Source organism: Achromobacter sp. K91, from assembly GCF_003576205.1.
Classification (GTDB): Bacteria; Pseudomonadota; Gammaproteobacteria; order Burkholderiales; family Burkholderiaceae_B; genus Achromobacter; species Achromobacter aegrifaciens.
This window is the reverse complement of sequence record NZ_QWFB01000027.1, coordinates 349295-375703: the sequence shown is the minus strand read 5'-3', so window position 1 is coordinate 375703 and position 26409 is coordinate 349295. Positions and strand designations below refer to the sequence as shown.

Here is a 26409-nt window from a genome sequence, read left to right as displayed (position 1 = left end):
AGAGGTCAGGCTACAGGAACACGCGGGCGCAACGCGTATGAAAGTTAAAAAGGTCGCATCCTAACGGCAACAAACCTTTCAGCTTCGTGTTATCTCTTTCTTGATGTGTCCCGCGTATCAGACCTGATTTCCTTCTGTACAGGACTGATACGGGGCCGTGTCGGGATGCTACGCCGCGACGTAGCGGATCCAGCCGGAATCCAGCCAATCCGCCAGGCAGGAGCGGGCTTCGTCGCTCAACCGAGCGCAGGATGGGTCTGAGCAATCCAGGCTGCGCGCATCCGCCAGCGTGCGCAGGGCGGCGTCGGCGGGCACCATGGCGGTTTCGCCATTGATGAAGAGCTGCTTGCCGCGATAGAGCATGCGGCTGCGGCGGTCCAGCACCAGCCGGCCTGCGGTGGGCCAGTCTTCTTCCAGATCCACGTCCATGCCTTCGGGCGCGTCGAACACGCTGAGATTGCTGGGCTCGGTCAGCCAGCAGCCCAGGAAGCGCGAGGCCAGCGCATCGTCGAAGCGCAGCTTTTCCACGGTTTCCAGCGTGGCGGCCACCAGCGCGTCCGGCAGCGCGGCGGGGGTGTCGACCGCGGGCTGGCCGGGATCGCGATAGACGGCCGACAGCTTCGGGCCGGGCAGGGCGGGCTCGCCATAGGGGCCGCCCAAGAGGCCGACGCGCGCCATGACCTGATCCGCGGCCGCTTCGAGCAGCCCGCGCGCCAGCGTCGCCTGCGTGGGTGCGCGAAAACCGATGGAAATCGTCATGCAGCCGTCGCCCACGGCGACGCCGTCGTGGGCCGCCTGTGGGGGCAGGTAGAGCATGTCGCCGGGCGTCAGCACGGCCGTCTCTTCGGGCTCGAAACGGCTCAGGATCTTCAGCGGCAGGCCCGGTTCCAGCGACAGGTCCTTCTGGCGGCCATAGCGCCATTCACGCTCGCCCGCCGCTTGCAGCAGGAACACGTCGTAGCTGTCGAAATGCGGACCCACGCCGCCGCCATGGCTGGCGATGCTGATCATCACGTCGTCCAGGCGCGCATCGGGGATGAAGCGGAACAGCTGCATCAGTTCGGACGCGGCATCGCTGTGCAGGTCCACGCTTTGCACCAGCAAGGTCCAGTCGCCTTCATTGTCCTTGGGCAGGCGCGCGAAGGGGCCGTTCTCCATCTGCCATTCGCCGTTCTCGCGCCAGATCAGGCGCGATTCCACATCGTCGCGGCGCGCCAGCTTCTTGATGGCGGCGATCGTGACCGGCGGCTTGAAGCCGGGAATGGCCTGGCGGATCAAGAGAGGCTTGCGCTGCCAGTAGCGGCGCATGAAGTCGTTGGGGCTCTGGTTGCCCAGCAGGGCCAAGGAATGGTCGAGGTTCATTGCAGGTGCTTCTTCAGGCGGTAGAGGGCGTCCAGCGCTTCGCGCGGGGTCAGGCTGTCGGGGTCGATGGCGGCGAGTTCCTCGCGCAGGGCGTCCAGGGCCTCGAGGTCGTCGGAACGGTCGGCTTCCGCATAGGCCTGGGCGTCGGCGTCAGCGGCGGCCGCGAACAGGCCGAGCTGCGGCGTGGGGGCGCCTTGCGCCTCCAGGCGTTCCAGTTCGCGCGAGGCCTGGCGGATCACGGCGGCGGGTACGCCCGCGCGCTGCGCCACCTGGATCCCGTAGCTGCGGCTGGCGGGGCCTTCGCGCACTTCGTGCAGGAACACGATGCCGCCGGCCGATTCCGCCGCGGCCAGGTGCACGTTGGCCGAGGCCGGCTGTTCCGCGGGGAGGCGGGTCAGCTCGAAATAGTGGGTGGCGAACAGCGTCAGCGCGCGATTGTGGGCAAGCAGGCGGCAGGCGATGGCCCAGGCCAGCGCCAGGCCGTCATAGGTGGACGTACCGCGGCCGATTTCGTCCATCAGCACCAGGCTGTTGGGCGTGCTGGCCGACAGGATGGCGGCCGCCTCGGTCATTTCCATCATGAAGGTCGAGCGGCCGCCCGCCAGATCGTCGGCCGCTCCGATACGGGTGAAGATGCGGTCGATCTTGCCGATGCGGGCGCGCGAAGCGGGCACGAAACTGCCGATGCGCGCCAGCAGCACGATCAGCGCCACCTGCCGCATATAGGTCGATTTACCGCCCATGTTTGGACCGGTGATCAGCAGCATCCGACGCGCCGGCTCCAACCGGCAGCCGTTGGGCGTGAAGCGCTCGATGGCGTGTTCCACCACCGGGTGGCGGCCGGCATCGATGTCGATGTCGGCCTGCTCAGACAGTTCGGGCGCGATCCAGTCGTGGCGGCGCGCGTGATCGGCCAGCGCGGCCAGCGCGTCCAGTTCGGCCAACGCGGCGGCGCAGTCCGACAGCGGCCGCACGTGTTCGGCCAGCACATCGAGCAATTGCTCGAACAACCATTTTTCCCGAGCCAGCGAACGGTCCTGGGCGGACAGCACCTTGTCTTCCCAGGTCTTGAGTTCAGGCGTGATGTAGCGTTCGGCGTTCTTCAGCGTCTGGCGGCGGCGGTAATCCTCCGGCACCTTGGCGGTCTGGCCCTTGGTGACTTCGATGTAGAAGCCATGCACGCGGTTGAACTCCACGCGCAGGTTGCTGATGCCGGTGCGTTCGCGCTCGCGGGCTTCCAGCTGCACCAGGAAGTCGCCGCCGTCGGCCGCGAGGCCGCGCAGTTCGTCCAGTTCAGCGTCGAAGCCCGCCGCCAGCACGCCGCCGTCGCGGATGGCGACAGCGGGTTCGGCGGCAATGGCGCGCACCAGCAGGGCGGCCAGGGCCGGGTCCACCGACAGGTGCGAGACCAGTTCGCCCAGCCGCGGCGAATCCGCCATCGGCTCGACCTGGTCGCGCAGCGCCGGCAGGGCCTGCAGCGCGTCCCGCAGGCTGGCCAGTTCGCGCGGGCGCACCGAACGCAATGCCAGGCGGGCGGCGATGCGTTCGATGTCCGGGAAGGCGTTCAATGCGCTGCGCAAGGACTCCAGCAGCCCGGCCGAACCGAAGCCGGCCGCGCCGAAGGTCTGTTCCATGTCCATGCGGCCCGCCAGCAGCGCCGAGATGGCTTGCTGGCGCGCCAGCGCCTGTTCGTTCTCGCGTAGCGGATGGTGCAGCCAGCGGCGCAGCAGTCGGCTGCCCATGGGTGTGCGGCAGCCGTCCAGCAGCGAGAACAGCGTCGGCGAATCTTCGCCGGACAGCGTCTGCGTCAGCTCCAGGTTGCGGCGCGTGACCGGATCGAGCAGCACGTACTGCCCGGGGCGTTCCGCCGACAGGCTCTGCACGTGGGCCAGGGCCTGCGACTGGGTGCGTGCCGCGTAGCGCAGCAGCGCGCCCGCGGCGCAAATGCCGGCCGGCATGTCTTCGATGTCGAAGCCCGCCAGCGTATCGGTCTTGAAGTGCGCCAGCAGGTGGGCGCGGGCGCTGTCGGCTTCGAAGTGCCAGTCGGGCACGCGGGCCCGCGCGCCTTCGAAGGGGAAGTCGAACTCTGCGCTGTCGGCGCAGACGATCTCGGCCGGCGCAATGCGGTGCAGCTCGGATTCCAGCTGCGCCGGCGCGCATTCGGTCACGCGAAATTCGCCGCTGGCCAGGTTCAGCCAGGCCAGCCCGGCGCGCGGCGCGCGCGCGGTGCCGCCCACGAACACGGCGGCCAGCGCGCGGTCCGCCTTGGCCGGCAGCAGCGCGTCGTCGGTCAGCGTGCCGGGCGTGACGATGCGCACGATGCGGCGCTCGACCGGACCCTTGGAGGTCGCCGGATCGCCGATCTGCTCGCAGATGGCGATGGACTCGCCCATGGCGACCAGCCGCGCCAGGTACTGCTCCATGGCATGCACCGGCAGCCCGGCCATCGGGATCGGCGTGCCGTTGGAAGAGCCGCGCTTGGTCAGCGTCAGGTTCAGCAGACGCGCGCCGCGCTCCGCGTCTTCGTAGAACATTTCATAGAAGTCCCCCATGCGGTAGAAGAGCAGCAAGGGACCGGCCTCCGCTTTCAGGCGGAGGTACTGCTGCATCATGGGGGTATGGCCCGGGTGGGCGTCGGCGGCGGTGTTTTGCGTTGCGGAATTCATGCCCGTGATTGTATCGGGCCGGAACGGGCGAGGCGCGAGGGGGGCGCAATTTGTCTTGCGCCCGGCCTCGTCACATCTGCCCCTGGTTGTTGCAAAGCCCCCCTGCCAAGCGGCCGGCTGTGGTTGCTAACCATTGCTGGAGCGGCAGACCGGCGTGGCGAATAAATGACCTTTGCAGCTCGATCTGAGCGTAGAGCGTATGGCGCTGGTTCATGGCGAATGGCATGTCCGCGTCTCATGTACGAAATCGGCGTGGTTGCCGAGAGTTGAGGCCGTCTGCTCATCTACGGCCTCGATGAGTATTTCTCAATGGATGAGTGTTTTAACGATTCAACTAGAGAGGCTAAAGTTATGTCTGGCGTGATGATGAAAAAGAACGATCCGTTTCCGGGTGGGTATGCCGTGACGTTGAAAGGGGTGCTGCCGAGTGGCGTACATTTCACGCGTCTTTGCATGTACAGCTTTCAACCCGGGGGCACGATGCGCTCCGATTTCTGGTACTGGCAAGGCGACGCTCCGGTGTGGAGCCCAAACTCTCCTGGGGACTATGGCTCTGTTGGCCGAAAAGTTGGCTATGCCAATCAGCCATCCTATCCGTACAACTTTGATCAAGACCAATATCTGCAAGGTTCGAGGAAGTTTAGTGATGCAGGCGCTATCGCAACGACCATTTTCGGTACCTGGCAGCTCCAGGGAAGCGATGAGGTGCGTATTGATTTCGGCAGCAGCGTGGAAGTATGGAGAGTGACCTGGGCAGATGCGACATTGGTGAAGATAGAACTCCAGCAGGCTAACTATGTGGCAGGCTCGATTTACTCACTTCCAAGTGGAGCGTATGACGTTTCGGCAGTAAACGCTGGTTGGGGTTTTGGGGGGATAAATGTCGGCTTTACCTCTGGTGCTGACATCAACGGCATGAAAAAGGATCTGCCTTACGGGCGCGTCATTCGGCATAACTCGTGGCTGGGAGTGGACGAACCTGTGGGTATCGACTCGATGAGCCTGGGTAGCGTGTTTTTGGTGACGACGACCGGAGTATTGCGCTATGTGCTTTGGGACGATACCCCTGGAGCACAACACCAGGTGTTCAGCTATTTGGGGCAGCCTCTGGGAAATGCGGGGCTCACAACAGGACGCGTCTGCTACCAAATCAGCCACGACTACAACAATAATGGGCATATAGCAGACGACGTCGGACATACATATTCCGGGTTGCAGGTGATTGACCAGGTGGGAACCTTTCGCGGGTTTGTATTTGCCGATTCGTCCGTTAACGGGGCGCCTGTAGTCGCGGGCGATAACAATACGATTTCTTCGCTCTACTATCTGGATACGCAGACAACCTAGCGGCCGCCGTACGAACCGCTCCCGATACTTCGGCCACATGTCGTATTTGCCCATGGCCTTCGGCTTTTCGGGAAGGCTGAACTTCTTCAGTAAGTATTCGGCCTCCTTCAGGGGCGGATAGGGGCTGCACAGTCCCTCCTATCGGAAGGACCTGTATAGGATCAGTCCAGGCTGGTGGCTTCGTCCGGGAGCACCACAGGTAAATGACGAGCGCACGAACGAGCAGGACGCTCTGCCGCTACGCAGCAACCGGCAGAGCGTCGAATTCCGCCACGGTGAACTGTTCGTTGTAAGGCTGGATCTCCATGGTCCGACTGTACCAAGGCCCGTACAGGGGGCGGCCGCACCCCAGCTATTCCGCCAGGTCGGAAAAATCTGGGGCCAGGCCGCATCACCATGTGTATTTGACCCCGATCCTGGCCGCATATTGGCGGTAATCCTGAGCGCCCCAGGAGGCCGCAACGTTTGTCCACCCGGTCCACCCCTTGGTGAAATCCGCGTGCACACCGAGCTTCAACTCATACCGGTCACGGGGATACAGGCTGCCGACGGGCAATTGATTGAATGACACCGAGCTGTCCGTGTCCGTATGCCACCAGTTCAGCGTGACGAAAGGCTGGATCTTCGGGCCATTCTTCATTTCGTAGGTGCGGTGGGCGCGCACACCCAGACGGCCGATCGTACCGTTGGAGTCGGCCCTGCCCACGCTGGTGCCGTTGGATTCGGCAACGCTGTCCTGGTCGTAGCGTACGTAGATCAACTGCGCTTGCGGTTCCAGAACCCAATCGTTGCGCAGTTTGAAGGCGTAGCCGACCTCTCCCGACACCGCCCATCCTCGGGCGTCGTACTTTACGTCCGGCAAACTATCCCCTTCGACCTTGTTCTTGAACCAGCCGTACTGGAACCAGGTGTCGACGTAGGTTCCCAATTTGGTCTCGTTGTTTTCAAACCAGGTTCCATAAAGCCCGACGCTATAGCCTTCGACGCTGCCTCGGGCCTTGTAGGGGTTGCCGTCAGCCCGCGCGGTGCTGCGGCTGTTGCCGAAGCCGGCCATCGCGCCCAGGTGCAGGCGGTCCGTTTCCGAACCGAGCTTCCATTGGGCGAGATCGCCGCCGCCTTGCAGGAGAAACATGTCGCTGCTGACATCGAATTCTCCGTTCTTGCTATGCGTCCGGTCCCACTTTCCGGTCATGCGGAGCCACAGTGCTCGCCGCTTGTCGTCGTCGTCGGCGAACTGCTGGGTTTCGATGTACTGCGGTTCGCCCAGCCGGTCGTGCATGCTGTGCACGAACATCTGCGCGGCCAGCCGTTGGTTGGCGAGATATGCCGCCACTTCCGGACGATACAAAGGCTTTGGAGGGGCTGGCGGTTCGGGGGGAGGCCCCGGGGGTACAGGACCCGGAGGACCTGGATCCGGAGGAACCGGGTCGGGAGGAACCGGGGGTGGAGGCTCGGGATCTTTTTCAGAGCGCAGATACCAGTTATTGGCCTCTCCCGCCGTCGCGCCGCCGCGGAAGAGCCGGTACTCGTAAGGACCTGCAACGGCCCGGCCGGCAAGCGTGAATGCGGAAGGCGCCGTAGTCCCGCCACCCACCGCGTCGACCACCTTGATGCCGCTGGCCTGGGTAAGAGCCCCCGGGCCTCCCGTATTGCTGATGCGCAGGGCGCTCTGTCCGGTTGCCGCGCCTGAAATGACGATCAGGTCGGATGGCGCGCCGTCGCCTGCAAGAAAGGTATTCAGCGCGACGACGCTGCCCGCGCCGCCAACGTAGTTCGAGACTGTCAGAGTCTTGTAGACGTTGGCGGTGGGAGGCGAGTAGACGATCTGGCTTGCTGTGTTGGTCAAGTTGGTAATGTTGGAGTTGCCAGTCATCGTCCATAGCGTGTTCGACTGAAGCGCGACGTTCGATACGCTGCCCGGCGCGGTGGTTGCGGCTCCGGTCAGGGTTGAACCGACGACAGTGATGTTTGCTTGACCCGGGATTGAGGCGGCCGGAATTGGCGGCGGCGCAGCAACCGGATTGTTTAGCAGCGTGTCTGGATCGGGTATTCCGCCCAATGGCGCGTCGGGGCCCGCCAGCAAGGGAAAGTCGTCGATGGTGGCGACGCGCAGCCAGTTGCCGTTGCCGGAGACAACCGTATCGGTAAGCGTGACGTTGGCCAGACCGGCAACGCCTATTGCCGGTCCAGCTGCGCTGGTGACACTGGATCGCGCCAGTTCGATTTCCGCTGCCGGTCCAGGATCTCCCAACGCGAACAAGCCCATGCCAGCGGCGCCGCTCACGCGAATCACGGCGCCGTCGCCGACGATCCGGCCGCCATTCTGCGCAACGGCACCATGAGCCTCCGGCCCCGTCACCGTCACGGGGGTTTGCCCAATCGTGATAAGACTGCCGGCGTCACGGGCAAGGGCGCCGTGCGCCGAGGCTCCCGATGTGGCGACGCTGCTGGCGCTGGATGTGATGACACCGCCGCTGATCGCGCGCAGGCCCACGGCGCCCGCGCCCTCGGTGGCGACTGTGGTGTTGAGAAGGCTGATCGTTGCCGGCGCTTCCAGGAAGCTGCGCTGAGCCATCGCGCCGTAGGCGCGCGAGCCCAAGGTCCTGATAGCGGAGCCTTGCGCCGAAATGGCGGCGGGAAATTGGGGCCCGGCCTGCTCAACGACAGCGTAGGCGCCGAGCGCCAGTGTGCCGGCGGTGGTGACTGACGCATTTTCCAGGTTGACCGAACCGCCGTCGTCGGCGACAACCCCCATGGCTTCGTCGCCCACGGTCTGAGCCGAACTGCCTCGCACTGTGAGCTGTGCGCCCGGATTGCGCGCTGCTAGCGCGTGCGGACGCCGGTCGCCGGCAGAAACGGTTCCTTGAGTAGCGACGGATGAGTTCGTTACGGTTATGGCGCTGCCCAGGTCGGCCAGGACGCCCATTGCATTGCCGTCGCCTGTAGTAAGCACCCCGACGTTATCTACGGCTACCGTCGAGTTTGCGCCGAAGATTCCGTTGGCATTTATCCCGCGGCTGGTGACCGTCCCTTGCGACAAATTGACCGTGGCGCCAGCGCTGGCTCGTAGGGCGTGCGCCGTTGCGTTCGATGCGGATATCGTTGTGTTCGTCGCATTCAACGTGGAGCCGGTCCCGTCGATCTGCGCGCCAATCGAAGCGCCGCTACCCGCCGCGATGCTGGCTGTATCCACCGTAACCGCGCCGCCAGCCGAGACATCCAGCGCAATGGAGCGTGTGCCATTCACCTGGAACGAGCCGCCGTTGACGATCGCAGTGGAGCCCGCTCCTTGTACCGACAGGCCATGCCCGAATTGTCCCGCCGCGGTGATGACGTTGTTTCCCTGCATGCGCACGCTGCTGCCAGACATGACAAGAACACCGGCAGCCGGATTGATCGTGGTGCCGGAGCCGCGTGTGCTGATCGATACGTCGGTCAATGACACGGCCGCTCCATTTTCGATGCGGACCCCCGCGGCGCTGGTGCCGCTGGCCGTGCTGACGGCGGGATCTCCGGTGACGATGGAGACGCCGGTCGCGTCTATGCGGCTCGGCACGACCGTAGCGCCGGCTACGGCCGTGCCGCTTGCCCACAGTCCATGGCTGCCGATGGCTGAACCGCCGGAGGTGATGGTGCCGGTGGTTGTGATCGATGTGCCCGGTCCGATGGTTGCGGTGGCGCCCGCGTCGACGCGGACTCCGAATGAGCCTCGGCCGGCTGTGCTGACGGTTCCGCCCGTAAATGCAATCGAGCTTCCCGGGCCGGAGGCATAGAGCGCATGATTACCCGCGCCGCCCGCACCTTGTGTCGCGACGCTGGACGCGATCATTTGCACGGTGCCTCCAGCAGTCGCAAGGACGGCAATGTTGTCATTGACCGTGGTGGTCAGACCCAGCGTGATGCTGGAACCCGTGGCCGTGGCGATGCTGCCGCCACCCGATGCGACCAGGCCTTGCTGTCCTGTCGCCGCTTGCACCGTGACGATGGTGCCGCTGTTGAAAGTGATGCGACCGCCATTGCCTGCGATGGCGCCGACATAGTTGCGTGGCGTGGTCGACCCTGGGCCTCCCAGGTTCAGGCGCACTCCGCTGGCCGTAATCGCGCCGCCGGTGTTCTCGGCGTCCAGCCCGGGCTGGGTTGCGCTAAGCACATTGATGGTGCTGCCTGGCGTGACCGTGCATGCGCTTCCCGAGCGGGTGACGGGTCCCGCCGGACATGTCGTTTGCGCCACGGCATCCGCCGCGCCCAATGACAGCGACCCCAGCAGCAGCCAGCGAGCCGTCATCCATGTCTCAGCCGGGAGTGGCGCCGCGCCGCTATTGCATCCTTCCATCTGCCTGTTACGCATTCACGCCTCCATCGGGGCACTCGCGAAACAACCTGGGTAGGAACTAGGCAACCGACAATCGGAGATTCAAATACGAATCACCCGTGTAATGGCTTGCGACTCAACGTAGCACGGGGGGTCTCATGGAATGTGCAACTATTTGAAATAGTGTTGCTTATCGTGGACACCCGTTGCAGGCTGGCGCGGCGTGAACCTCACTTGTTCATGATGTTCCCCAACTTCTTGATCACCTCGCGCTCCGTCTCCGCGCTGGCGTGGGCGGCCTTGGTGTAGGCAGCCGTATCCATGTACTGCGGCGACACACCAGACTGGCGCAACAGGGCCAGGAAGGCTTCATCCTTGAGCGTGTCGCGGAAGGCGCCGTCGAGCTTGGCGATTACCGCCGGGTCCATGTCCTTGGGACCGGCGATGCCGAAGGGCGAGGTGTGCACCACGGGATAGCCGGCTTCCTTCAGGGTGGGGACCTCCGGCAGGTCGGGGGAGCGCTTGTCGCCCAGCGACGCGAGGATGCGGACCTTGCCCGAGGCTACGTAAGGCAGGATGGTGCTGGCGCCGACCAGCACCTGGATGTGGCCGCCCAGCATGGCGGTCAGCGCGTCGGCGTCGCCCTTGTACGGCACGTGGGTCCATTTGGCCTGGGCGGCTTCGCCCAGTTGCACCATGGCGATGTGCTGGCTGCTGTAGGCGCCCGGCGTGCCGTAGGAGATCGTGTCGGGCTTGGACTTGGCGTAGGCGACCAGGTCGTCCAGCGTCTTCCAGGGCGAGTCCGCAGCGACCGCTACGTAGTAGTTGTAGCCGGCGATCATCGAGATGTAGGTCAGGTCCTTGACCGGGTCGTAGCGCGTGCCGGTGATGTGCGGCATGCGGAAGATGCCGATGGGCACCATGGTGACGGTATAGCCGTCGGGTGCGGTGTTGAGCATCTGGGTCGCACCCAGCGTGCCGTTGGCGCCGGTCTTGTTCTCGACCACCACGGTCTGGCCCAGGCGTTTGCCGGACTGCTCGGCCAGGGCGCGGCCGACCACGTCGGTGACGCCGCCGGCGGAGTACGGGATGATCAGGCGGATCGGATGGTTGGGAAAGTCCTGCGCCAGCGCGGGGGCGCTGCCTGCGCTTGCCAGGACCATCATGCCTGCTGCCAGGATCTTCTTCATGTCATTCCTCCTTTGTGTGCCGCCGGCTTGCCGGCCGTCTCCAGGTCTAGCGGGATGCCTGGTATTGAACGTCAATCGGTGATGCGCGCGCGGCTTGCGCCGAAGCCGATGCGCTGGAAACCCTCGCGGCTGCAATGGGCCGTCAGGGTGATTTCGTCTCCGGCCTCCAGGAACAGCCGGGTTTCGCCCGAGGGCAGGGCAATGGGTTGCGTGCCGCCGTGCGTCAGTTCGAGCAGGCTGCCGTGGCCGCTATCGTCGGGCGTGGAGATGGTGCCCGAGCCCAGCAGGTCGCCCGGGCGCAGGTTGCAGCCGCCCAGAGTGTGCTGCGCGACCATCTGCGCGGGCGTCCAGTACAGGTGGCGCGCGTCGGATGCGGACAACTGCCGCGGCGCCTGCGCGCGTTCGCGCATGAGCGGCGTGGACAGCCATGCTTGCAGTGCGATCTCCAGCCCGCCCGTGGCAGCGTCCTCGGCGTTGCGCAGGTAGGGCAGCAGTTCGGGATCGGCGTCGCCGCGCGCCATTGCGGCGCGGCGGAACGGGGCCAGCGCCTCGCTGGTCACGATCCAGGGCGAAACCGTCGACGCGAAATTCTTGCCCTGGAAGGGGCCCAGCGGCTGGTATTCCCAGGCCTGGATATCGCGCGCGGACCAGTCATTCAGCAAGCCGTAGCCGGCCACGTGGCCAGCGGCGAGTTCCAGCGGCACCGGTTCTCCGAGCGCGTTGCCGGGACCGATCCAGATCGCCAGCTCCAGTTCGAAGTCCAGTTGCGCCGAGGGCCGGAAGGCCGGGGTATCGACGCCGGCGGCGGTCCTGACCTGGCCGTGCGGCCGCCGCACGGGCGTGTCGGACGGGCAGATGGAGGATGCGCGGCCATGATAGGCGATGGGCACATGCCTGTAGTTCGGCATCAGCGGGTTGTTGGGGCGGAACAGTTTGCCCACATGGCTCGCGTGATGGATGCCGGCATAGAAATCGGTGTAGTCGCCCACGTCCGCGGGCAGCAGCAGTTCGCACTGCGCCTGGGGATGCAGCAGGCGCGCGCCCTGGGCCTCGTGCCGCGCGCGGCCGGGGTTTGCGGCGTCCAGCAGGGCGAACAGCGCGTGCCGCACGGCCTTGCGGGTGTCGGCGGGCAAAGCCATCCAATCGTTGAGCCTGCGCGCCGACAGCGCCTGGCGCGTGGCCGGGTCCAGCCTTTCCAGCAGGCCCAGCTCCACGGCGGCCCGGACATCCAGCACCTGCTCGCCGATGGCGACGCCGATTCGTGGCGCGCCGCCATCGCGGCGGAACACGCCCATCGGCAGGTTCTGCACCGGAAAATCCGGATGGCCGTCTGCGCTGTCGACCCAGCTCTGGGCGGTGGGCGCGTGGGTGTGGTCCAGCATCTTGTACTCCTCGCGGGCGTTATCGGTATCGCTGCGCGCTGTGGCCCGGCCTGCGCGCATATTCAACTAAGGCCGTCGTTGCGGCTTCAGGCCGCGGTGGTGCCGCCGTCCATGGCCCAGGCCACGCCACGGACTTCGTCGGCGTCGGGCGAGCAGAAGAATTCGCACAGCCCGGCGATCTGCTCCAGGGTGACGAACTTGCCCGAAGGCTGGCGCAGGCCCAGCAGCTTGTTGGTGGCTGCGGCATTGTCCAGGCCTTCGCGCTCAGCCAGCGCGTCGATCTGCTTCTGCACCAGCGGCGTATGCACCCAGCCGGGGCAGATGGCATTGCAGGTGATGGCGGTCTGCGCGGTTTCCAGCGCTACCGATTTGGTCAGGCCGATCAGGCCATGCTTGGTGGCGTTGTAGCCGGTCTTGCCGGCGCGGCCGCGCAAGCCGCTGATGGACGCCATGTTGACGATGCGGCCCCAGTTGCGTGCGCGCATGGCAGGCAACGCGGTGCGTATGGTGTGGAAGCTGGCGGACAGGTTGACCGCGATCATGTCGTCCCACTTGTCGACCGGAAAGGCTTCGATCTGGCTGACGTGCTGGATGCCGGCGTTGTTGACCAGGATGTCCAGCGCGCCGTAGGCCTGGTTCAGCTCGGCCATCATGGCCTCGATCTGGGCTGGCTTGCGCAGGTCGCAGGGCTGGAAACGGACCGGAACGCCATAGGTATCGCGGAATTCGGCGCAGAGGGCGTCGGCCGCCGAGGCGTCGGCCAGGCCGTTGAGCACCAAGGTCGCGCCGGAGCGCGCCAGGCGCCGCGCTACCGCCAGGCCGATGCCGCTGGTCGAACCGGTTACCAGGGCCACGCGCCCCGAAAGATCAGCCATGCTTGTCTCCACGCTGTGTCGTTATGGAATGCGTGGCAGGTTAGGACGTGGAGATTGAGTCGTCCAATTTATTATCGATGCATGATTTATATTTAGTGGATATAAATAGCCAGCAGCCTTGGAACCACTCATGGAATTGCGCCACCTGCAGAGCTTCGTGGTCCTTGCCACGGAACTGAATTTCACTCGGGCCGCCTTGCGCCTGCACATCGCCCAACCGCCCTTGAGCCAGCGCATCCGCGAACTTGAAGACGAGCTGGGCGTGAAGCTGTTCGACCGCAGTACGCGCAAGGTGACGCTGACGGTGGCGGGCCGCGTGTTCCTGGATAGCATCCAGCCCATGTTCCGGCAGCTCGGTGGCGCGGTGGAGGCCTGCCGCAAGGCTGGCCGGGGCGAGACCGGCAGCCTGCGGCTGGGCTATACCGGACGCGCCAGCCATGTGCGCCTGCCGGGGCTGGTGCGCGATTGCCGGCGCCATTACAGCGATATCGCGCTGGATATCCAGGGGCCGCTGCCCACGGGTGAACTGCGCCTGAAGCTGCTGGACGGCACGCTGGACGCGGCCTTGTGTTTTCTGCCGCTGGAGGGCAAGCACATCGTGTCGCACGAGTTCATGCTCAGCGAGTTTTCCATTGCGCTGGCCGACGCGCATCCATTGGCCGCCAAGGCCAAATTGCGTGTCGCGGATCTGGCGCAGGAGCCGTTCATTGCCTATCCCTCGGGCAAGGGCTTCCACTTGCGCGGCGCCATGGATGCGATCTGCCTGGAGGCGGGCTTCCTGCCGCGCGTGGTGCGGGAAACGGAGGCTTCCCAGACTTTGCTGTGCCTGGTCGCGGCCGGCACCGGCGTGGCCATCATTCCGCGCGACATCGAATCCTTCAACATGGAGGGCGTGGTGTTCCGGCCGTTGCCCGCGGACGCCCCTAAGCTGCAGCACGGCATTGCGTGGCTGCAGACCAACCAGAATCCGGCGTTGGGGCGGCTGCTGGCATTGTGCGGCGTTGCCGCTGCGGCAGGATGAGCAGGCCGGCCTGCTTGCCCGCGCCCGTCCGCAAACGGCACAATCGCAGCGCGCGGCCCTGTTTCCGCCGCCGGAGTTCTTATCCATGCAGGTTCTATCCGTCCCGGCCACGCTGGACGCCAGCGAGCGCATCACCATCTCCAGCGGTCCGCACCAGGCCGAATTCGCGCCGGGCGGCGGCGGCCGCCTGACGCGGTTGTCCACCGGCGGCCATGACTGGATCGTGCCCCTGACCGACACACAGTGGCCCGCGGGACGCTGGCCGCGGGCAGGCTCCTATCCGCTGGCGCCTTACTCCAACCGCATCCGCGATGGCGTGTTCACCTTCAACGGCGCCAGGCACGCGCTGCAGTCGGTAGCCGGCCGGCCCCATGCGATCCATGGCGCGGGCCTGTACCAGCCATGGAGCGTGCGCAGCCACGGCCCGGACAACGTCGACCTGGTGCTGGAGCAGCCCGCCGGCGTGCTGGGCTGGCCTTGGCCTTTCGAATGCGTGCAGCGCTATCAGCTGGACGCGCGCGGCCTGAGCGTGGCGCTTGCCATCGTCAATCTCGGCGACACGCCCATGCCTTGCGGCCTGGGCCTGCACCCCTACTTCACGGCCGAGCGCGTCACGCTGCATGCGCGCCGCGAGTGGACGGCGGACGCCGACGGCCTGCCCAATGGCAGCAAGTCCGTCCATGTGCGCGAGCTGCGGCGTTCGGCCAGCGGCTGCGATACCTATCTGTCGCAGTGGGAGGGGCGAGCCACCCTGCATTGGCCCGATGGACATCAGCTATCGCTGCACGCCGACCCGGCGTTTGCGCACCTGGTGGTCTATACGGCGGGCGGGTCGGAGTTCCTGTGCGTCGAGCCGGTCACCAACGTGGCGGACGCGTTCAACCTGGCGGCGGGCGGCGAGACCCGCACCGGCATGCGGACGCTCGAGCCCGGCGCGCGCTTTACCGCGACCGCGTTGTTTGGCCTGGAGCCGCCCCGGGCCGCGCGTTCCTGACGCCCGCAAGCGGCGCTTTGAAAGCGCCGCCGCCTGCGGCGATAATCCGGGCAAACCAAGTCCAGGAGTCCTTCGATGAAAAAGCTCAGCACCGAACAATTGCAGGCCGCGGCCGAAACGCTGCGCCGTGTGCAGGCAAGGCTGGCGCGCGCCGGCAATCTGCCGCTTGAGCCCACCCTCTATGCCTGCGCGCAAGGATTCCGCCGCAACGTGCCCGACTATCTGTGGTCGTGGCTGTCAGGCCTGCTGGCTCCGCACAAAAGCCTGGGGGCGTGGATGGACGCACACCAGCCAGGCTGGCGCACGGGCAAGACGCCCGCCGCGGTGGTCTACGCGCGCAGCGAAAATGGCTGGTTGGAATGGCTGATCGCCGAACTGGAAGCCGAGATCAATGATCCCCACGCCCGCGCCAAGCGGGAAGGGCGCGCCTAGACCGGTGCATTGCCCGCGCATCCAGCGTCCAGTCCGGACCGGATGCCGGCCGGGCGCTTCAGGCCCGCTCGGCTCGCGAGCGGCGCAACAGAAGGAATAGCGTCTCCAACACGGCGGCCGCCAGCAGGGCGGCCAGCACCGAACCCAGCACTTGCGAGTCCCATAGGCGCGGCGGCCCTACGCGGAACTGCACCGTGTCGAAGACCAGTCCGGCCGTGATGCCGGCGACGATGGCGGCCTTCCATCCTTGCAAGGGAGCCAGCCGCAGCATCAGCAGGGTGAAGGCCACCATCCCCCAGAGCACGGGTTCAAGCGCCTGATTGAGAATGTGGTCGAGCAGAAGAGACTCCCGATTGGGTCGCGCATGCGTTTGCGCGCAGTCGAGTTTGTACTGCTTTCTGCTTGCAATTGCGAGATGCCCCGCCGCCGCGAGCGGCGAGGCATGGCCCACGGGTTCTAGAACCCTTCCAGCACGATCTTGCCCTGCGCCTTGCCGCTTTCGATGAAGGCGTGCGCCCGGCGCAGGTTTTCGGCATTGATCTTGCCGTAGTGCGCGCCCAGGGTGGTGCGCAGCGTGCCTTCGTCGATCAGGCGGGCGGCCTGGTTCAGCAGTTCATGCTGCGCGATCATGTCGGGCGTGCCGTGCAGCGGACGCGCGAACATGAACTCCCAATGCAGCGAGGCCGACTTGGACTTGAGCAGGCGCACGTCGATGGCTGCGGGGTCGTCGATCAGGGCGATCTTGCCTTGCGGCGCAATCGCTTCGGCCATCTGCGCGAAATGCTGGTCGGTCTGGGTCAGGCCGGCGATATGACTGACGTGTTCGAAGCCGATGCGCTTGAGTTCAGCGGCCAGCGGCTGGCTGTGATCGATCACGTGATGCGCGCCCAGCTCGCGCACCCAAGCCTGGGTTTCCGGACGCGAGGCGGTGCCGATCACCGTGAGTCCGGTCAGCTGGCGAGCCAGTTGCACCAGGATGGATCCCACGCCGCCCGCGGCGCCGATGACCAGCAGGCTGCCCTGGCTGGGCGCGGCGTTGTCCAGCACGCGCAGCCGGTCGAACAGCAGCTCCCACGCGGTGATCGTGGTCAGCGGCAGCGCCGCGGCCTGGGCGTAGTCCAGGCTGTCGGGCATGCGGCCGACGATGCGTTCGTCTACCACGTGCAGCTCGCTGTTGGCGCCGGGGCGGTTCAGCGCGCCCGCATACCAGACGCGGTCGCCCGGCTTGAACAGGCTGGTCTTTGCGCCCACGGCGCGCACCACGCCGGCGGCGTCCCAGCCTATGACTTCGGGCTGGCCGTCCTTGGGCTTGCGGTTGGCGCGGATCTTCACGTCCACCGGATTCACCGAAATGGCGCGGACTTCGACCAGCAGGTCATGGTCGCCGGGCATCGGGTCGGCGACGGTGATGTCTTGCAGCGCCTCCGGGTGATCGGCGGGCAGGTTCTTGAAATAGGCGATGGCTTTCATGGCGGCTTGTCCGGATCAGATGATGGAACGCACTACGCCGCCGTCCACGCGCAGCGCCGCGCCGTTGGTGGCGGCGGCTTGCGTGGAGCAGGTGTAGACGACCATGTTGGCCACTTCTTCCACGGTGGCCAGGCGGCGCAGCAGCGAAGTGGGGCGGTGCTGGGCGATGAAGTCGCGCTCCATCTGGTCCTGCGTGACGCCTTGTTCCTTGGCCATTTCGGCAAAGAAGTCCGACACGCCTTCCGAGCGGGTGGGACCGGGCAGCACCGCGTTGACCGTGACGCCGGTGCCGGCGGTCAGTTCGGCCAGGCCGCGCGATACGCCCAGCAAGGCAGTCTTGCTGACGCCGTAGTGGATCATTTCCGCGGGGATCTGCACCGCGGACTCGCTGGAGATGAACACGATGCGGCCCCAGCCGGCGGCCAGCATGCGCGGCAGGTAGTAGCGCGACAGGCGCACGCCGCTCATGACGTTGGTGTCCAGCATGTACTGCCAGTCGTCATCCGTGATTTCAGTGAAGGACTTGGGTGCGAAGTAGCCGGCGTTGTTGATCAGGATGTCGACGTCGGGATGGGCGGCCGAGATCGAGGCCGCGCCGTCGGCAGTGGCGAGATCAGCCTGTACGGTACTCACGCGCGCGGCGGGAAACTGCTTGGCAAGTGATGCGGCGGCCTGGGCCAGCTTGTCGGCGTTGCGGCCGTGCAGCACGACTTCGGCGCCGGCCTCGGCCAGGCCCGCCGCGATGGCCAGGCCAATGCCGCCGGACGACCCAGTAACCAGGGCTTTCTTGCCGTTCAATTCGATTTTCATGAAGGGGACTCCTTGCGTGTCGGGGAATGGAGCCATGATTACCCAGCCCAAACCAGCGAAAAAGCGGCTAACATCGCAGTCAGTTTCAATAATTTTTTGAAAATGAGGCCGGCATGGTGCGGTTCGAAGATCTGAAGATATTCATGGCGGCGGCGGACCAAGGCAGTTTTTCCGCCGCCGCGCGCGAACTGGACCTGACGCCCGCAGTCGCAAGTGCCGCGCTCAAGCGGCTGGAGCAGGCCCTGGATGCGCGCCTGTTCGTGCGTACGACGCGCAGCCTCAGGCTGACCAGCGACGGCGCACGCTATCTGGAGCATGCCCGCGCGGCGCTGTCGGCGCTGGACGCGGGCAGGAACGCCGTAGCGCGCAACAAGACGGAGATCTCCGGCACGCTGTCCTTGTCGATCCCGTCCGACCTGGGCCGCCACGTGCTGCTGCCGTGGCTGGACGAATTCCAGGAACAGCATCCGCGCGTCAATTTCCAGGTGCGCATCAGCGACCGCCTGGCCGACCTGTACCGCCAGCCGGTGGATCTGGCGGTGCGCTATGGCACGCCGAACGACTCGGGACTGGTGGCCCTGCCGCTGTCCGAGCACAACCGCCGCGTGGTGTGCGCCTCGCCCGCATACCTTGCGCGCCATGGCGTGCCGCAGGTGCCCGATGACCTGCGCCGTCACAATTGCCTGTCCTTCGTGCTGGGCGAAACCCTGCACGACCGCTGGGCCTTCCGGCGCGAGGGCGCCGCGCTCACCATACCGGTCAAGGGCGACCGCGTCGGCGACGACGGCGAACTGGTGCGCCGCTGGGCCCTGGCTGGCCATGGCCTGGCCTACAAGTCGCGCTTTGACGTGCTGGCCGACCTGCGGGCGGGCAGGCTCATCGAAGTCCTGGCCGACTACACCAGCGAGCCCTCGCCGCTATACCTGCTGTGCGTGCACCGCATGCTGCTCTCGCCGGCGGTAAAGCGGCTGCGCGAATTCCTGCACGAACGCTTCAAGGCCTTCGAGGCGGGCTAGCCGGTCTTCTGGGGCTTCAATGCGCGTGGCTGGCCCGTTGGTTTGCCGCGCGCGTGCGGGCGGCTTTCTTCGCGGCAGCGGACCGGCCTGCAGCGCCCTTGGTGGCGGCAGCCTTCTTGGCGGCGGCCGAGCGGGCAGCGGCGCTGCGCTTGGAGGCCGACGCGCTGGCCTGCCGCGACAATGCGGTGCGCGAAGCGGGCTTGGCGCTTTCCTTCTTCAGGGCGGTGGTGGTGGCCTTGGCGCGTTTGGTGGACTTGGCATGCCCATCATGAGACGCGTCGCTGTCCTGCTTCGCCTTGCGCTTGGTCGCCGCGCTGGCCTTCTTCGGCGTAGGCAGGGCCACGCCGGCGCGGCGCGCCTTGGACAGCCCGATCGCGATGGCCTGCTTGGTGGACCGCACGCCATGTTTGCCTTCGCGCACGTGGTCGATTTCCTCGCGTACGAATTCTCCGGCCTGCGTGGAAGCGGATTTTCCTTGCCGTTTGTCGCGCGCCGCTCGTTCCAGGGTTTTTCGTTCAGGCATGACGACACCTCCTTGCTTGCGTTGCGGGAACGGGCTCCGCCGCGCCGAGGCCGGTGCGACGGAACTCGTAACACCACTCTAACGCCGTGGGCGTATGCTGTGTGTTCGAATGGATTGCCGGTCGTAAGCGCCGGAACACCGCCGCCAGACCGACGATGCACGACTCACCCCCCCTAAGCGGAGACGAGCTATGTCGAATCATGTCTACAAGCAAATCGAACTGGTGGGCTCTTCCACCAAGTCCACCGACGACGCCATCACGCAGGCCATCGCGCGCGCTTCCGAGACGCTGCGCAACCTGGATTGGTTCGAAGTCACCGAAGTGCGCGGCCATATCAAGGATGGCAAGGTGGCGTACTGGCAGGTCGGCTTGAAGATAGGCATGCGGCTGGAAGGGAACGAGTGAGTCCGCTTGCTGCTTCTTTCTTGAGCACGCCTTCCAAGTGATTGTCGGATAAGGAGTTTTTCAGCTTGTTATCCGACTGTTCAGAGGCTTGTCCACATTCGGTGGGGACAAGCCTGTCTCGCTTGTGGCTGCGGCGCTCAAGGTCCGACGTGGCATCGTGAACCCGCCGGCTGTGGGCGTTTCTTGAGCGGCCCCTCCAAGTGCTTGGCCCACAAGGCTTTTTGCGTCCTGCCCTCATACTGTCCTCAGGCTTATCCACATTTGGCGGGGACAACCTTGGCGCCTTGATACAGCATTTGGGCCATTTTTGACCACCCCTTGCAGGCGCTTGATATGCAAGGGAATTTCCGACCTGCCCTCATACTGTCCTCATGCTTCTCCACAGAACGCGGGGACAAATCCACATTCAGGCGAGACCGCCGCGGAAGTCTGCCCGGGCATCCTGATTTCAGTGGATAAGTGCGTCAGAAATCATCCAAAAGGATGATTGCGCAATTTTTGACCGGCCCTTGCAAGTGCTTGGCGGGGCACGGATTTTTCATTCTGCCCCAAGGCTGTCCTCAACCTTCTCCACAGTTGGCGGGGATAAGTGTGAGCCCCCACGCCGCACTCGCTGCGCTCGCTTGCTGCCCCCCCGAGGGGGGCTGGCCCGCCTTGGGGCGGCCCGGCGGCGGGCCGGTGCGCTGGCGGCATTGGATGCGCCAGCGGCGACCGTCGTCGCTGCAAAAAAAAGCCCCCCGACGTATCGGGGGGCTGGATCGCCCGGAGGTAGACGGGCGATCTCTGCCGGCCGGGAGGAGCCCGCGCCGGCAGCGGCGGCGATCAGGGGTTGAACTTCTTGATCCAGTCCACGTAGCGGTCCACCCAGCCTTGCAGAAATTTGCGGGTGCCTTCGTTGGTGATGTTGTACTGGTCATCGACCAGGCCTTCCGTGTATTGCAGGAAGACCTCGGGCGTGGTCAGGGCGTTGGCGCCCTCGGCGGCCAGGATGTTGCGCAGGTGTTGCTGCATCAACGCGGTGCCGGCAGCGCTGGGCGAAGTGCCGACGATGCCGACGGCCTTGCCGGTCCAGGAGTTCTGGCCCCAGGGACGCGAACCCCAGTCGATGGCGTTCTTGATGGCGGCGGGCACGGAGCGGTTGTGCTCGGGCGACACGAACAGGATGCCCTGGGCGTCGGCGATCTGCTGCTTGAGCTTGGCGGCGGGGCCGGGCAGGTTGTTTTCGTTGTCCTGGTTGTAGAGCGGCACGTCGCCCAGGCTCACGTATTCGAACTTGAAGTCCGCGGGCACCAGCTTTTCCAGCGCGCGGGCCAGCCGCAGGTTGAACGAGGCAGCGCGCAGGCTTCCGACGAAAACGGCAATCTTGTAGGTGCTCATGGGGCGCAGGCTCCAAGGGGTGGACGGGAATGTCAGTGTAGACCTGTAAGCAAGCCCGCTCAATCTCGATCGCGGATATGTTTATTCATGATCATGACGCGCTGATGTCGGCTGCGCGCGGGCTGGCGCATCAGCTCATCAGGCTGACATGGGCAGCGACCACGCGCCATCCTTCAGGCGTGCGCATCCAGGTCTGGCTTTGCCGGCCGATGCGGTCGCTGCCGTCGCGCTGGAACTCCAGATTGGCCGTCGCGAAATCCTGGCCGTAGGTGGTGACGACCGTGCGCAACACGCGGCGGGCCAGGCCTTGCGGCGAACGCGCCGCGCGAAAGGCGCGGATGGCATCGTAGCCGTAGAGGTTTTCGCCCGCGCCATAGCGCAGCGTGTGAGGGCTGTTCCAGAAGAGCGCATCCAGCACTTCCACCTGGTTGTTCACCAGGGCGGTTTCGTAGCGGTCCAGGGCGGCTGTGACCTCCGCCACGACGTCGGGCAGATTGATATCCATGCTTGCTGCTCCAGTTGGCACCGTTCTGGTGCGAAATATAGGGGTAATCACCAATGTGGTGTGTCTTGCGGTGCGGCGCACCCATCTCCGCGGCCGCGGTCTTTCGGCCTCGTCGGGGGAGCGCGGCGCGACGATCCTGGCATGCCGCTTGCTAGGGTTAATACTGCATAACAAGCTACGCGCCGATCCAGGAGTTCCGCCATGTCCCGTTCCACCGTTCCCGCCCCGGTCACCATGCTGGTCACCCGGCACATCGCACCCGAACGCTATGGCGATTTCCTGTCCTGGATGCGCCAGGGGGAGATCCTCGCGGCAGGTTTCCCGGGCTTTCTCGGGTCCGGTGTGCTGCAGCCCGCCGAAGGCGGCGACCAGTACCAGATAGTCCTGCGTTTTGCCGACGCGGCCAGCCTCGCCCGCTGGGAAAACTCCTTGCCGCGCCGCATGTGGCTCGAACGCGGCGCGTCGCTGGTGCGCGCCAGCCACGAGCGCCGCGTCAGCGGCACGGATGACTGGTTCGCGCCCAGGACCAGCGCGCCGCCGCGCTGGAAGCAGGCCGTCAGCATCTGGCTGGCTTACTTTCCGGTGTTGCTGGCGTTTTCCGTGCTGGCCAGCGAACCGTTGAGCCTCTTGCCGGTGTTCTGGCGGGTGCTGATCACCAGCGTAGCGTTGACGCCCGTCATGGTGTTCATCTGCATGCCCCTGGTGGCGCGCATGCTGCAGCGCTGGCTGCGGGCGAGCTGAAGCAGGCATGCGCGGCCGGTTCAGGCCGCGCGCGCGCTGCGGGAGGAATACAACCGGTGCAGCGTGATCTTGCGCACCGCCGCCTGGCTGCCCTGGATATGCGCGTTCAGCAGCGCAACCGAGCGTGCGGCGTCGCCGGCCAGCGCCGCGTCGAGTATGGCCGCGTGCTCTTCGTAGGTCTTGCCGATGCGTTCGGGTAGCGTGAAGTCCAGGCGCCGCACGATGCGGATGCGCTCGGTGGCTGCGCGGTGCACGCGCGCGATCTCGGGGTTGCCTGCGGCGGCCACCAGATCGATGTGAAAGCGCTCGTCCAGGTCCGCCAGCCGCTCGCTGTCGGCGGATCGTTCGCTTGGGTCCACCAGCCAGATGTCGGCCAGCGGGCGCAGCGCGCGCTGGCGTTCGGCGGCGTTGGCCGTCGCGCACAGCGACTGCACCGCGGCCGCCTCCAGCACGCTGCGCAGCTCGTAGAAATGGTCCAGCGTGTTGAAGTCCAATGGCTTTACCAGCCAGCCATTGCGCTGGCGCACCTCCAGATAGCCTTCCCGCTCCAGCCGGAACAGGGCCTCGCGCACCGGCGTGCGGCTGACCTGCAGGCGGTCGGCGATCTCGGTTTCAGTGAAGCGGTCGCCCGGCGCCAGCCGGAAGTCCAGGATGTCCCGCTTCAGCGTGCCGTAGGCGGTGTCGGCCAGCGTGCGCGGTATGTCGATGACGGCGAAGGCGGTTCCCATGTGGTGGCCTCGGAGCGGTGGTTAAAGAGAGCGGAGGCGGGCAATGCCGGCCTGCTGCAGCGCATGTGCGGCGCGCAGGCAATCGGCTTCGCGCCACGGCGCGCCGATCAGTTGCACGCCCAACGGCAGGTGATCGTCCTGTCCGGCTTCGGGCCAGACCGGCGCGGCGCAGACCGGCAGCCCGATGCACGACACCGGCTGCGTCAGGATGCCCATGCTGGCGCGCGCCGGCAGCCGCTGGCCGGCCAGTGTCAGCCAGTCTGCGCCGATGGGCGTGGCCGGCACCGGCGTGGCGGGGGCGATCAGTACGTCGTAGTGCTCGAACAGCGTCAGCGCTTCGCGATAGACGCGATGGCGGATGCGCTGCGCCTGCTGCGCCCAGGTTGCGGGCACAAGGCTGCCTGCGACCAGCCGGTCGCGCGACAGCGGTTCGTAGTAGTCATAGTGCGTAACGAGCTTGCGGCGGTGCAAGGCGCCGCCTTCCGCCGCGCTGATGACGAAGGCCGCGGCGCGGGCTTGGGCCGCGCCCTGGAGTTCGACGACAGACGTGGCGTCCAGCGCGTGCGCCGCGATCTCGACGGCACGGCGGGCCTGCGGTCCGGCCCATTCGGCGAAGTAGCCGCCCAGCACCGCCACCCGCAGTCCGCGCATGCCGCCGGCCAGCGCCGCCAGCGTGGGTTCGGCCGGGCGTTGGGCGCAGGCCACGTCGTCGGCGTCCATGCCCTGCAGCGCGTCGTAGGCGGCGGCAAGGTCGCTGGCGCTGGCCGCGAACGGCCCCAGGTGGTCGAGGCTGCCGACGAACGGAAACGAGCCTGCGCGCGACAAGCGGCCGAAGGTGGGCTTCAGGCCGAACACGCCGCACAGCGAGGCGGGCACGCGGATCGAGCCGTTGGTGTCCGAGCCCAGCGTCAGCGGCACCAGGCCGCCCGCGACCGCGGCGGCGCTGCCGCCGGACGAGCCGCCGGCGATGCGGGTGGTGTCGTGAGGGTTGCGGCAGGGGCCGTAGTGGCTGTTTTCCGTGGTGAAGCCATAAGCGTGCTCGTCCATGTTCAGCGCGCCGACCAGCACCGCGCCGGCCTCGCGCATGCGTTCGACCAGTCTGGCGTCGCGCCGCGCGGGCGGGTTGGAGGCGTTGACCCGCGCGCCGGCCAGGGTGACCTGGTCGGCGATGTCGAACAGGTTCTTGACCGCATAGGGCACGCCGGCCAGCGGCGGCAGCGGCTCGCCGCGGGCGCGGCGCGCGTCGATGGCCGCCGCTTCCTGCCGCGCCCGGCTTTCGGTGATGGCGGTGAAGCAGTTGTAGCGCGGATCGCGCTCGCGCACGCGCGCCAGCGTGGCGTCCAGCACCGCCATTGCGCTGCGTTCGCCGGCGCGGACCTGGCGCGCGATATCCTGCGCGGGGCCGCTCACGGGCGGAACACCGCGGCAGATTCCAGCTCCACGGCCAGCGGCTCATCGACGAAGCCGGCCGCGATGTCCTGGATGCGCGCGAACTGCTGCGCCACGTCGGCCACGGCCTGCTCGCGCAAGGCATAGCCGGCCAGCGCCAGGGCGCTGCGCACGTATTGGTCGATGGTTTCCTGGGTCATGGCGGACTCTCCGGTACGGGTGATTTACTTGCGCACTTCGCGCTGGAAGATTTCCAGGCTGAGTTTCTTCATTTCGATGAAGCTGGGTTCTGACAGCGTCGCCACCGTGCGGGGGCGCGCGTCGCGGTAATCCAGGATCTCCGCGACCCGGGTGGGCCGCTTGGTCAGCAGCAGCACCTGGTCGGCCAGGTACACGGCTTCCTCCAGGTCGTGCGACACCAGCAGCATGGTGGTGCCGGTCTGCATGAAGACCTCCTGCAGCTTTTCGCGGATGAACAGCGTCATCTCGAAGTCCAGCGCGGAGAAGGGCTCGTCCAGGAACAGCACCTCCGGTCCGGGCGCCAGCGCGCGCATGATCGAGGCGGTCTGCTGCTGTCCGCCGGACAGTTCATAGGGATAGCGGTTCAGGTCGAACTTGACGTCGAACGAGGCCACCAGCTCGGCGACCCGCGCATCCACCTCGGCCTTGCTGCGGCCTTCCAGGCGCAGCGGATAGGCGATGTTGTCGATGGTGCGCAGCCACGGGAACATGGCCTCGCGGTAGTTCTGGAAGACGTAGCCGATCTTGGTCTGAGCCAGCGACTTGCCGTCGAACAGGATCTCGCCCGAGTCGATCGGAATCAGGCCGGCGATCATGTTGATCAACGTCGACTTGCCGCAGCCGTTGGGGCCGAACACCGAGACGATCTTGCCCTTGGGGATGTCGAGGTTGAAGTCCTCGTACAGCGGCCAGCCGGCGAAGTACTTGGTCAGCCCGCGTATGGTGATGTGGGTGCCCAGCGGGCCGGGCTCGAACGGCGCGGCGGCAGGGCCGGGGGCGATGACGGGATTGAGGACGGTGGACATCAGCGGCCGCTCCAGTGGACCACGCGCTTTTCCAGCACGAGAAAAAGAATGTTCAGCACATAGCCGAGCGCGCCGGCGGCGAGGATGGCCGCATACATGTCGCGCACGTTCAGCACCTGCTGCGCATTGATGATGCGATTGCCCAGGCCGCTGTCGGAGCCGATGAACATTTCGGCCACGATCACGATGACCAGCGCCATCGACACGCCGCTGCGCAGGCCCACGAACGTGGGCTGCAGGCTTTCCCAGATCAGCACGTCCTTGAAGATGCGCCAGCGCGACGCGCCCATCACGCGCGCCGCCATGACACGCTGCTTGCGGGCGTTGATGACGCCGTAAGCGCTGTTGAACAGGATCACCAGCACCGCCGCGAAGGCCGCGATGGCAATCTTGTTCATGTCGGTGACGCCGAAGATCATCAGGAACAGCGGAATCAGCGCGGAAGAGGGCGTGGAGCGGAAGAAATCAATCAGAAACTCCACGCTGCGATAAGCCTTTTCGTTGCTGCCCAGCAGCACGCCCAGCGGCACGCCGATCACGCCCGCGATGAGGAAGGCCTGCAGTGTGCGGTTCAGCGACGCCAGGAAGTCCGCCAGCAGCGGGCCGCCCGCCATGCCCTTGACCAGCGCCGCAAGCGCCGCGCTGGGCGTGGGCAGCAGCACAGGGCTGACCAGTTGCAGGCGCACCACCAGGTCCCACACCACGAAGAGCGCCAGCGGGCCGATCAGCGGCAGCAGGCGGCTCGTGTCGAATTTGCGCAGGGGCCGCGCTGTCGCGGCCGGGCCGGCCGCGGTTGTTGCAGTGGTTGCGGTCATGG

General features: G+C 66.1%; 25 protein-coding genes. 7 read left to right on the top strand and 18 right to left on the bottom strand.

Going from position 1 to position 26409, the window contains the following annotated elements:
* Positions 1-168: 168 nt before the first annotated feature.
* From DXK93_RS11195 to DXK93_RS31990, 3 genes are all read right to left on the bottom strand, one after another.
* Entirely contained in the window at positions 169-1362 is a 1194-nt protein-coding gene (locus tag DXK93_RS11195) for a cupin domain-containing protein (RefSeq protein ID WP_119450074.1), read from the bottom strand.
* A complete protein-coding gene (gene mutS, locus DXK93_RS11190; protein ID WP_225590524.1) occupies positions 1359-4028 on the bottom strand; it encodes a DNA mismatch repair protein MutS in 2670 nt (889 codons plus the stop codon). The genes DXK93_RS11195 and mutS overlap by 4 nt, the downstream gene beginning before the upstream one ends.
* A gap of 70 nt (positions 4029-4098) precedes the next feature.
* Entirely contained in the window at positions 4099-4254 is a 156-nt protein-coding gene (locus DXK93_RS31990) for a hypothetical protein (RefSeq protein ID WP_158598553.1), read from the bottom strand.
* Positions 4255-4379: 125 nt separating this feature from the next.
* Here DXK93_RS31990 and DXK93_RS11185 point away from each other — a divergent pair, with 125 nt between their 5' ends.
* The gene (locus DXK93_RS11185) at positions 4380-5375 is read left to right on the top strand and encodes a hypothetical protein (RefSeq protein ID WP_119450073.1); all 996 of its coding nucleotides are present in this window, start codon (positions 4380-4382) and stop codon (positions 5373-5375) included.
* A 391-nt stretch (positions 5376-5766) separates the two neighbouring features.
* Here the strand turns inward: DXK93_RS11185 and DXK93_RS11180 are convergent, their stop codons facing one another.
* From DXK93_RS11180 to DXK93_RS11165, 4 genes are all read right to left on the bottom strand, one after another.
* The gene (locus tag DXK93_RS11180) at positions 5767-9660 is read right to left on the bottom strand and encodes an autotransporter outer membrane beta-barrel domain-containing protein (protein WP_158598552.1); all 3894 of its coding nucleotides are present in this window, start codon (positions 9658-9660) and stop codon (positions 5767-5769) included.
* Between the two features lie 257 nt (positions 9661-9917).
* On the bottom strand, positions 9918-10877 hold the full coding sequence (locus DXK93_RS11175) for a tripartite tricarboxylate transporter substrate binding protein (RefSeq protein ID WP_054453252.1): 960 nt from the start codon (positions 10875-10877) through the stop codon (positions 9918-9920).
* Positions 10878-10948: 71 nt separating this feature from the next.
* On the bottom strand, positions 10949-12259 hold the full coding sequence (gene fahA, locus DXK93_RS11170; protein WP_119450104.1) for a fumarylacetoacetase: 1311 nt from the start codon (positions 12257-12259) through the stop codon (positions 10949-10951).
* Between the two features lie 86 nt (positions 12260-12345).
* Positions 12346-13134 (bottom strand): 3-hydroxybutyrate dehydrogenase, encoded by a 789-nt coding sequence (locus DXK93_RS11165; RefSeq protein ID WP_054453250.1) that lies wholly within the window; start codon positions 13132-13134, stop codon positions 12346-12348.
* Between the two features lie 130 nt (positions 13135-13264).
* Here DXK93_RS11165 and DXK93_RS11160 point away from each other — a divergent pair, with 130 nt between their 5' ends.
* The 3 genes from DXK93_RS11160 (at position 13265) to DXK93_RS11150 (ending at position 15581) form a co-directional block, all read left to right on the top strand.
* Positions 13265-14155, top strand: a complete 891-nt coding sequence (locus DXK93_RS11160) for a LysR substrate-binding domain-containing protein (protein ID WP_119450071.1) — start codon at positions 13265-13267, stop codon at positions 14153-14155.
* A gap of 85 nt (positions 14156-14240) precedes the next feature.
* Entirely contained in the window at positions 14241-15149 is a 909-nt protein-coding gene (locus DXK93_RS11155) for an aldose 1-epimerase (RefSeq protein ID WP_119450103.1), read from the top strand.
* 75 nt (positions 15150-15224) lie between these two features.
* On the top strand, positions 15225-15581 hold the full coding sequence (locus DXK93_RS11150) for a hypothetical protein (RefSeq protein WP_054453246.1): 357 nt from the start codon (positions 15225-15227) through the stop codon (positions 15579-15581).
* A 58-nt stretch (positions 15582-15639) separates the two neighbouring features.
* Here the strand turns inward: DXK93_RS11150 and DXK93_RS11145 are convergent, their stop codons facing one another.
* The 3 genes from DXK93_RS11145 to DXK93_RS11135 form a co-directional block, all read right to left on the bottom strand.
* A complete protein-coding gene (locus DXK93_RS11145) occupies positions 15640-15873 on the bottom strand; it encodes a hypothetical protein (protein WP_054453243.1) in 234 nt (77 codons plus the stop codon).
* A 164-nt stretch (positions 15874-16037) separates the two neighbouring features.
* Entirely contained in the window at positions 16038-17051 is a 1014-nt protein-coding gene (locus DXK93_RS11140; RefSeq protein WP_119450070.1) for a zinc-binding alcohol dehydrogenase family protein, read from the bottom strand.
* Positions 17052-17066: 15 nt separating this feature from the next.
* Complete coding sequence (locus tag DXK93_RS11135; RefSeq protein WP_119450069.1) at positions 17067-17861, bottom strand: SDR family NAD(P)-dependent oxidoreductase; 795 nt, start codon at positions 17859-17861, stop codon at positions 17067-17069.
* Between the two features lie 113 nt (positions 17862-17974).
* Between DXK93_RS11135 and DXK93_RS11130 the strand changes: the two genes are divergently transcribed.
* A complete protein-coding gene (locus DXK93_RS11130) occupies positions 17975-18877 on the top strand; it encodes a LysR family transcriptional regulator (RefSeq protein WP_119450068.1) in 903 nt (300 codons plus the stop codon).
* Positions 18878-18893: 16 nt separating this feature from the next.
* Here the strand turns inward: DXK93_RS11130 and DXK93_RS11125 are convergent, their stop codons facing one another.
* Positions 18894-19400 (bottom strand): DUF6496 domain-containing protein, encoded by a 507-nt coding sequence (locus tag DXK93_RS11125; protein WP_054453235.1) that lies wholly within the window; start codon positions 19398-19400, stop codon positions 18894-18896.
* Between the two features lie 190 nt (positions 19401-19590).
* Between DXK93_RS11125 and DXK93_RS11120 the strand changes: the two genes are divergently transcribed.
* Positions 19591-19806 (top strand): dodecin, encoded by a 216-nt coding sequence (locus DXK93_RS11120; RefSeq protein ID WP_054453233.1) that lies wholly within the window; start codon positions 19591-19593, stop codon positions 19804-19806.
* Positions 19807-20628: 822 nt separating this feature from the next.
* On the opposite strand, the gene DXK93_RS11115 is transcribed toward DXK93_RS11120, so the two are convergent.
* The gene (locus DXK93_RS11115) at positions 20629-21183 is read right to left on the bottom strand and encodes an NADPH-dependent FMN reductase (protein ID WP_054453230.1); all 555 of its coding nucleotides are present in this window, start codon (positions 21181-21183) and stop codon (positions 20629-20631) included.
* A gap of 130 nt (positions 21184-21313) precedes the next feature.
* The gene (gene hpxZ / locus DXK93_RS11110; protein WP_054453228.1) at positions 21314-21688 is read right to left on the bottom strand and encodes an oxalurate catabolism protein HpxZ; all 375 of its coding nucleotides are present in this window, start codon (positions 21686-21688) and stop codon (positions 21314-21316) included.
* A gap of 201 nt (positions 21689-21889) precedes the next feature.
* Here hpxZ and DXK93_RS11105 point away from each other — a divergent pair, with 201 nt between their 5' ends.
* Positions 21890-22429: an antibiotic biosynthesis monooxygenase gene (locus DXK93_RS11105; RefSeq protein ID WP_054453226.1), complete on the top strand. Its 540-nt coding sequence runs from the start codon at positions 21890-21892 to the stop codon at positions 22427-22429.
* Between the two features lie 20 nt (positions 22430-22449).
* Here DXK93_RS11105 and DXK93_RS11100 read toward each other — a convergent pair whose 3' ends face one another.
* From DXK93_RS11100 to DXK93_RS11080, 5 genes are read right to left on the bottom strand one after another with little or no spacing between them, the layout of a single operon-like run.
* Positions 22450-23157: a GntR family transcriptional regulator gene (locus DXK93_RS11100; protein ID WP_054453224.1), complete on the bottom strand. Its 708-nt coding sequence runs from the start codon at positions 23155-23157 to the stop codon at positions 22450-22452.
* Between the two features lie 21 nt (positions 23158-23178).
* Positions 23179-24567, bottom strand: coding sequence for an AtzE family amidohydrolase (locus DXK93_RS11095; protein WP_082400888.1), 1389 nt, complete (start codon positions 24565-24567; stop codon positions 23179-23181).
* Positions 24564-24746: a DUF4089 domain-containing protein gene (locus tag DXK93_RS11090; protein WP_054453222.1), complete on the bottom strand. Its 183-nt coding sequence runs from the start codon at positions 24744-24746 to the stop codon at positions 24564-24566. Before DXK93_RS11090 ends, DXK93_RS11095 begins: the two co-directional genes overlap by 4 nt.
* Before the next feature lie 24 nt (positions 24747-24770).
* Positions 24771-25592 (bottom strand): ABC transporter ATP-binding protein, encoded by an 822-nt coding sequence (locus DXK93_RS11085; RefSeq protein WP_054453221.1) that lies wholly within the window; start codon positions 25590-25592, stop codon positions 24771-24773.
* Positions 25592-26407 carry an ABC transporter permease gene (locus DXK93_RS11080; protein WP_054453219.1) on the bottom strand — a complete coding sequence of 272 codons (816 nt, stop codon included), beginning with the start codon at positions 26405-26407 and terminating at the stop codon, positions 25592-25594. The genes DXK93_RS11085 and DXK93_RS11080 overlap by 1 nt, the downstream gene beginning before the upstream one ends.
* Between the last annotated feature and the right edge of the window lie 2 nt (positions 26408-26409).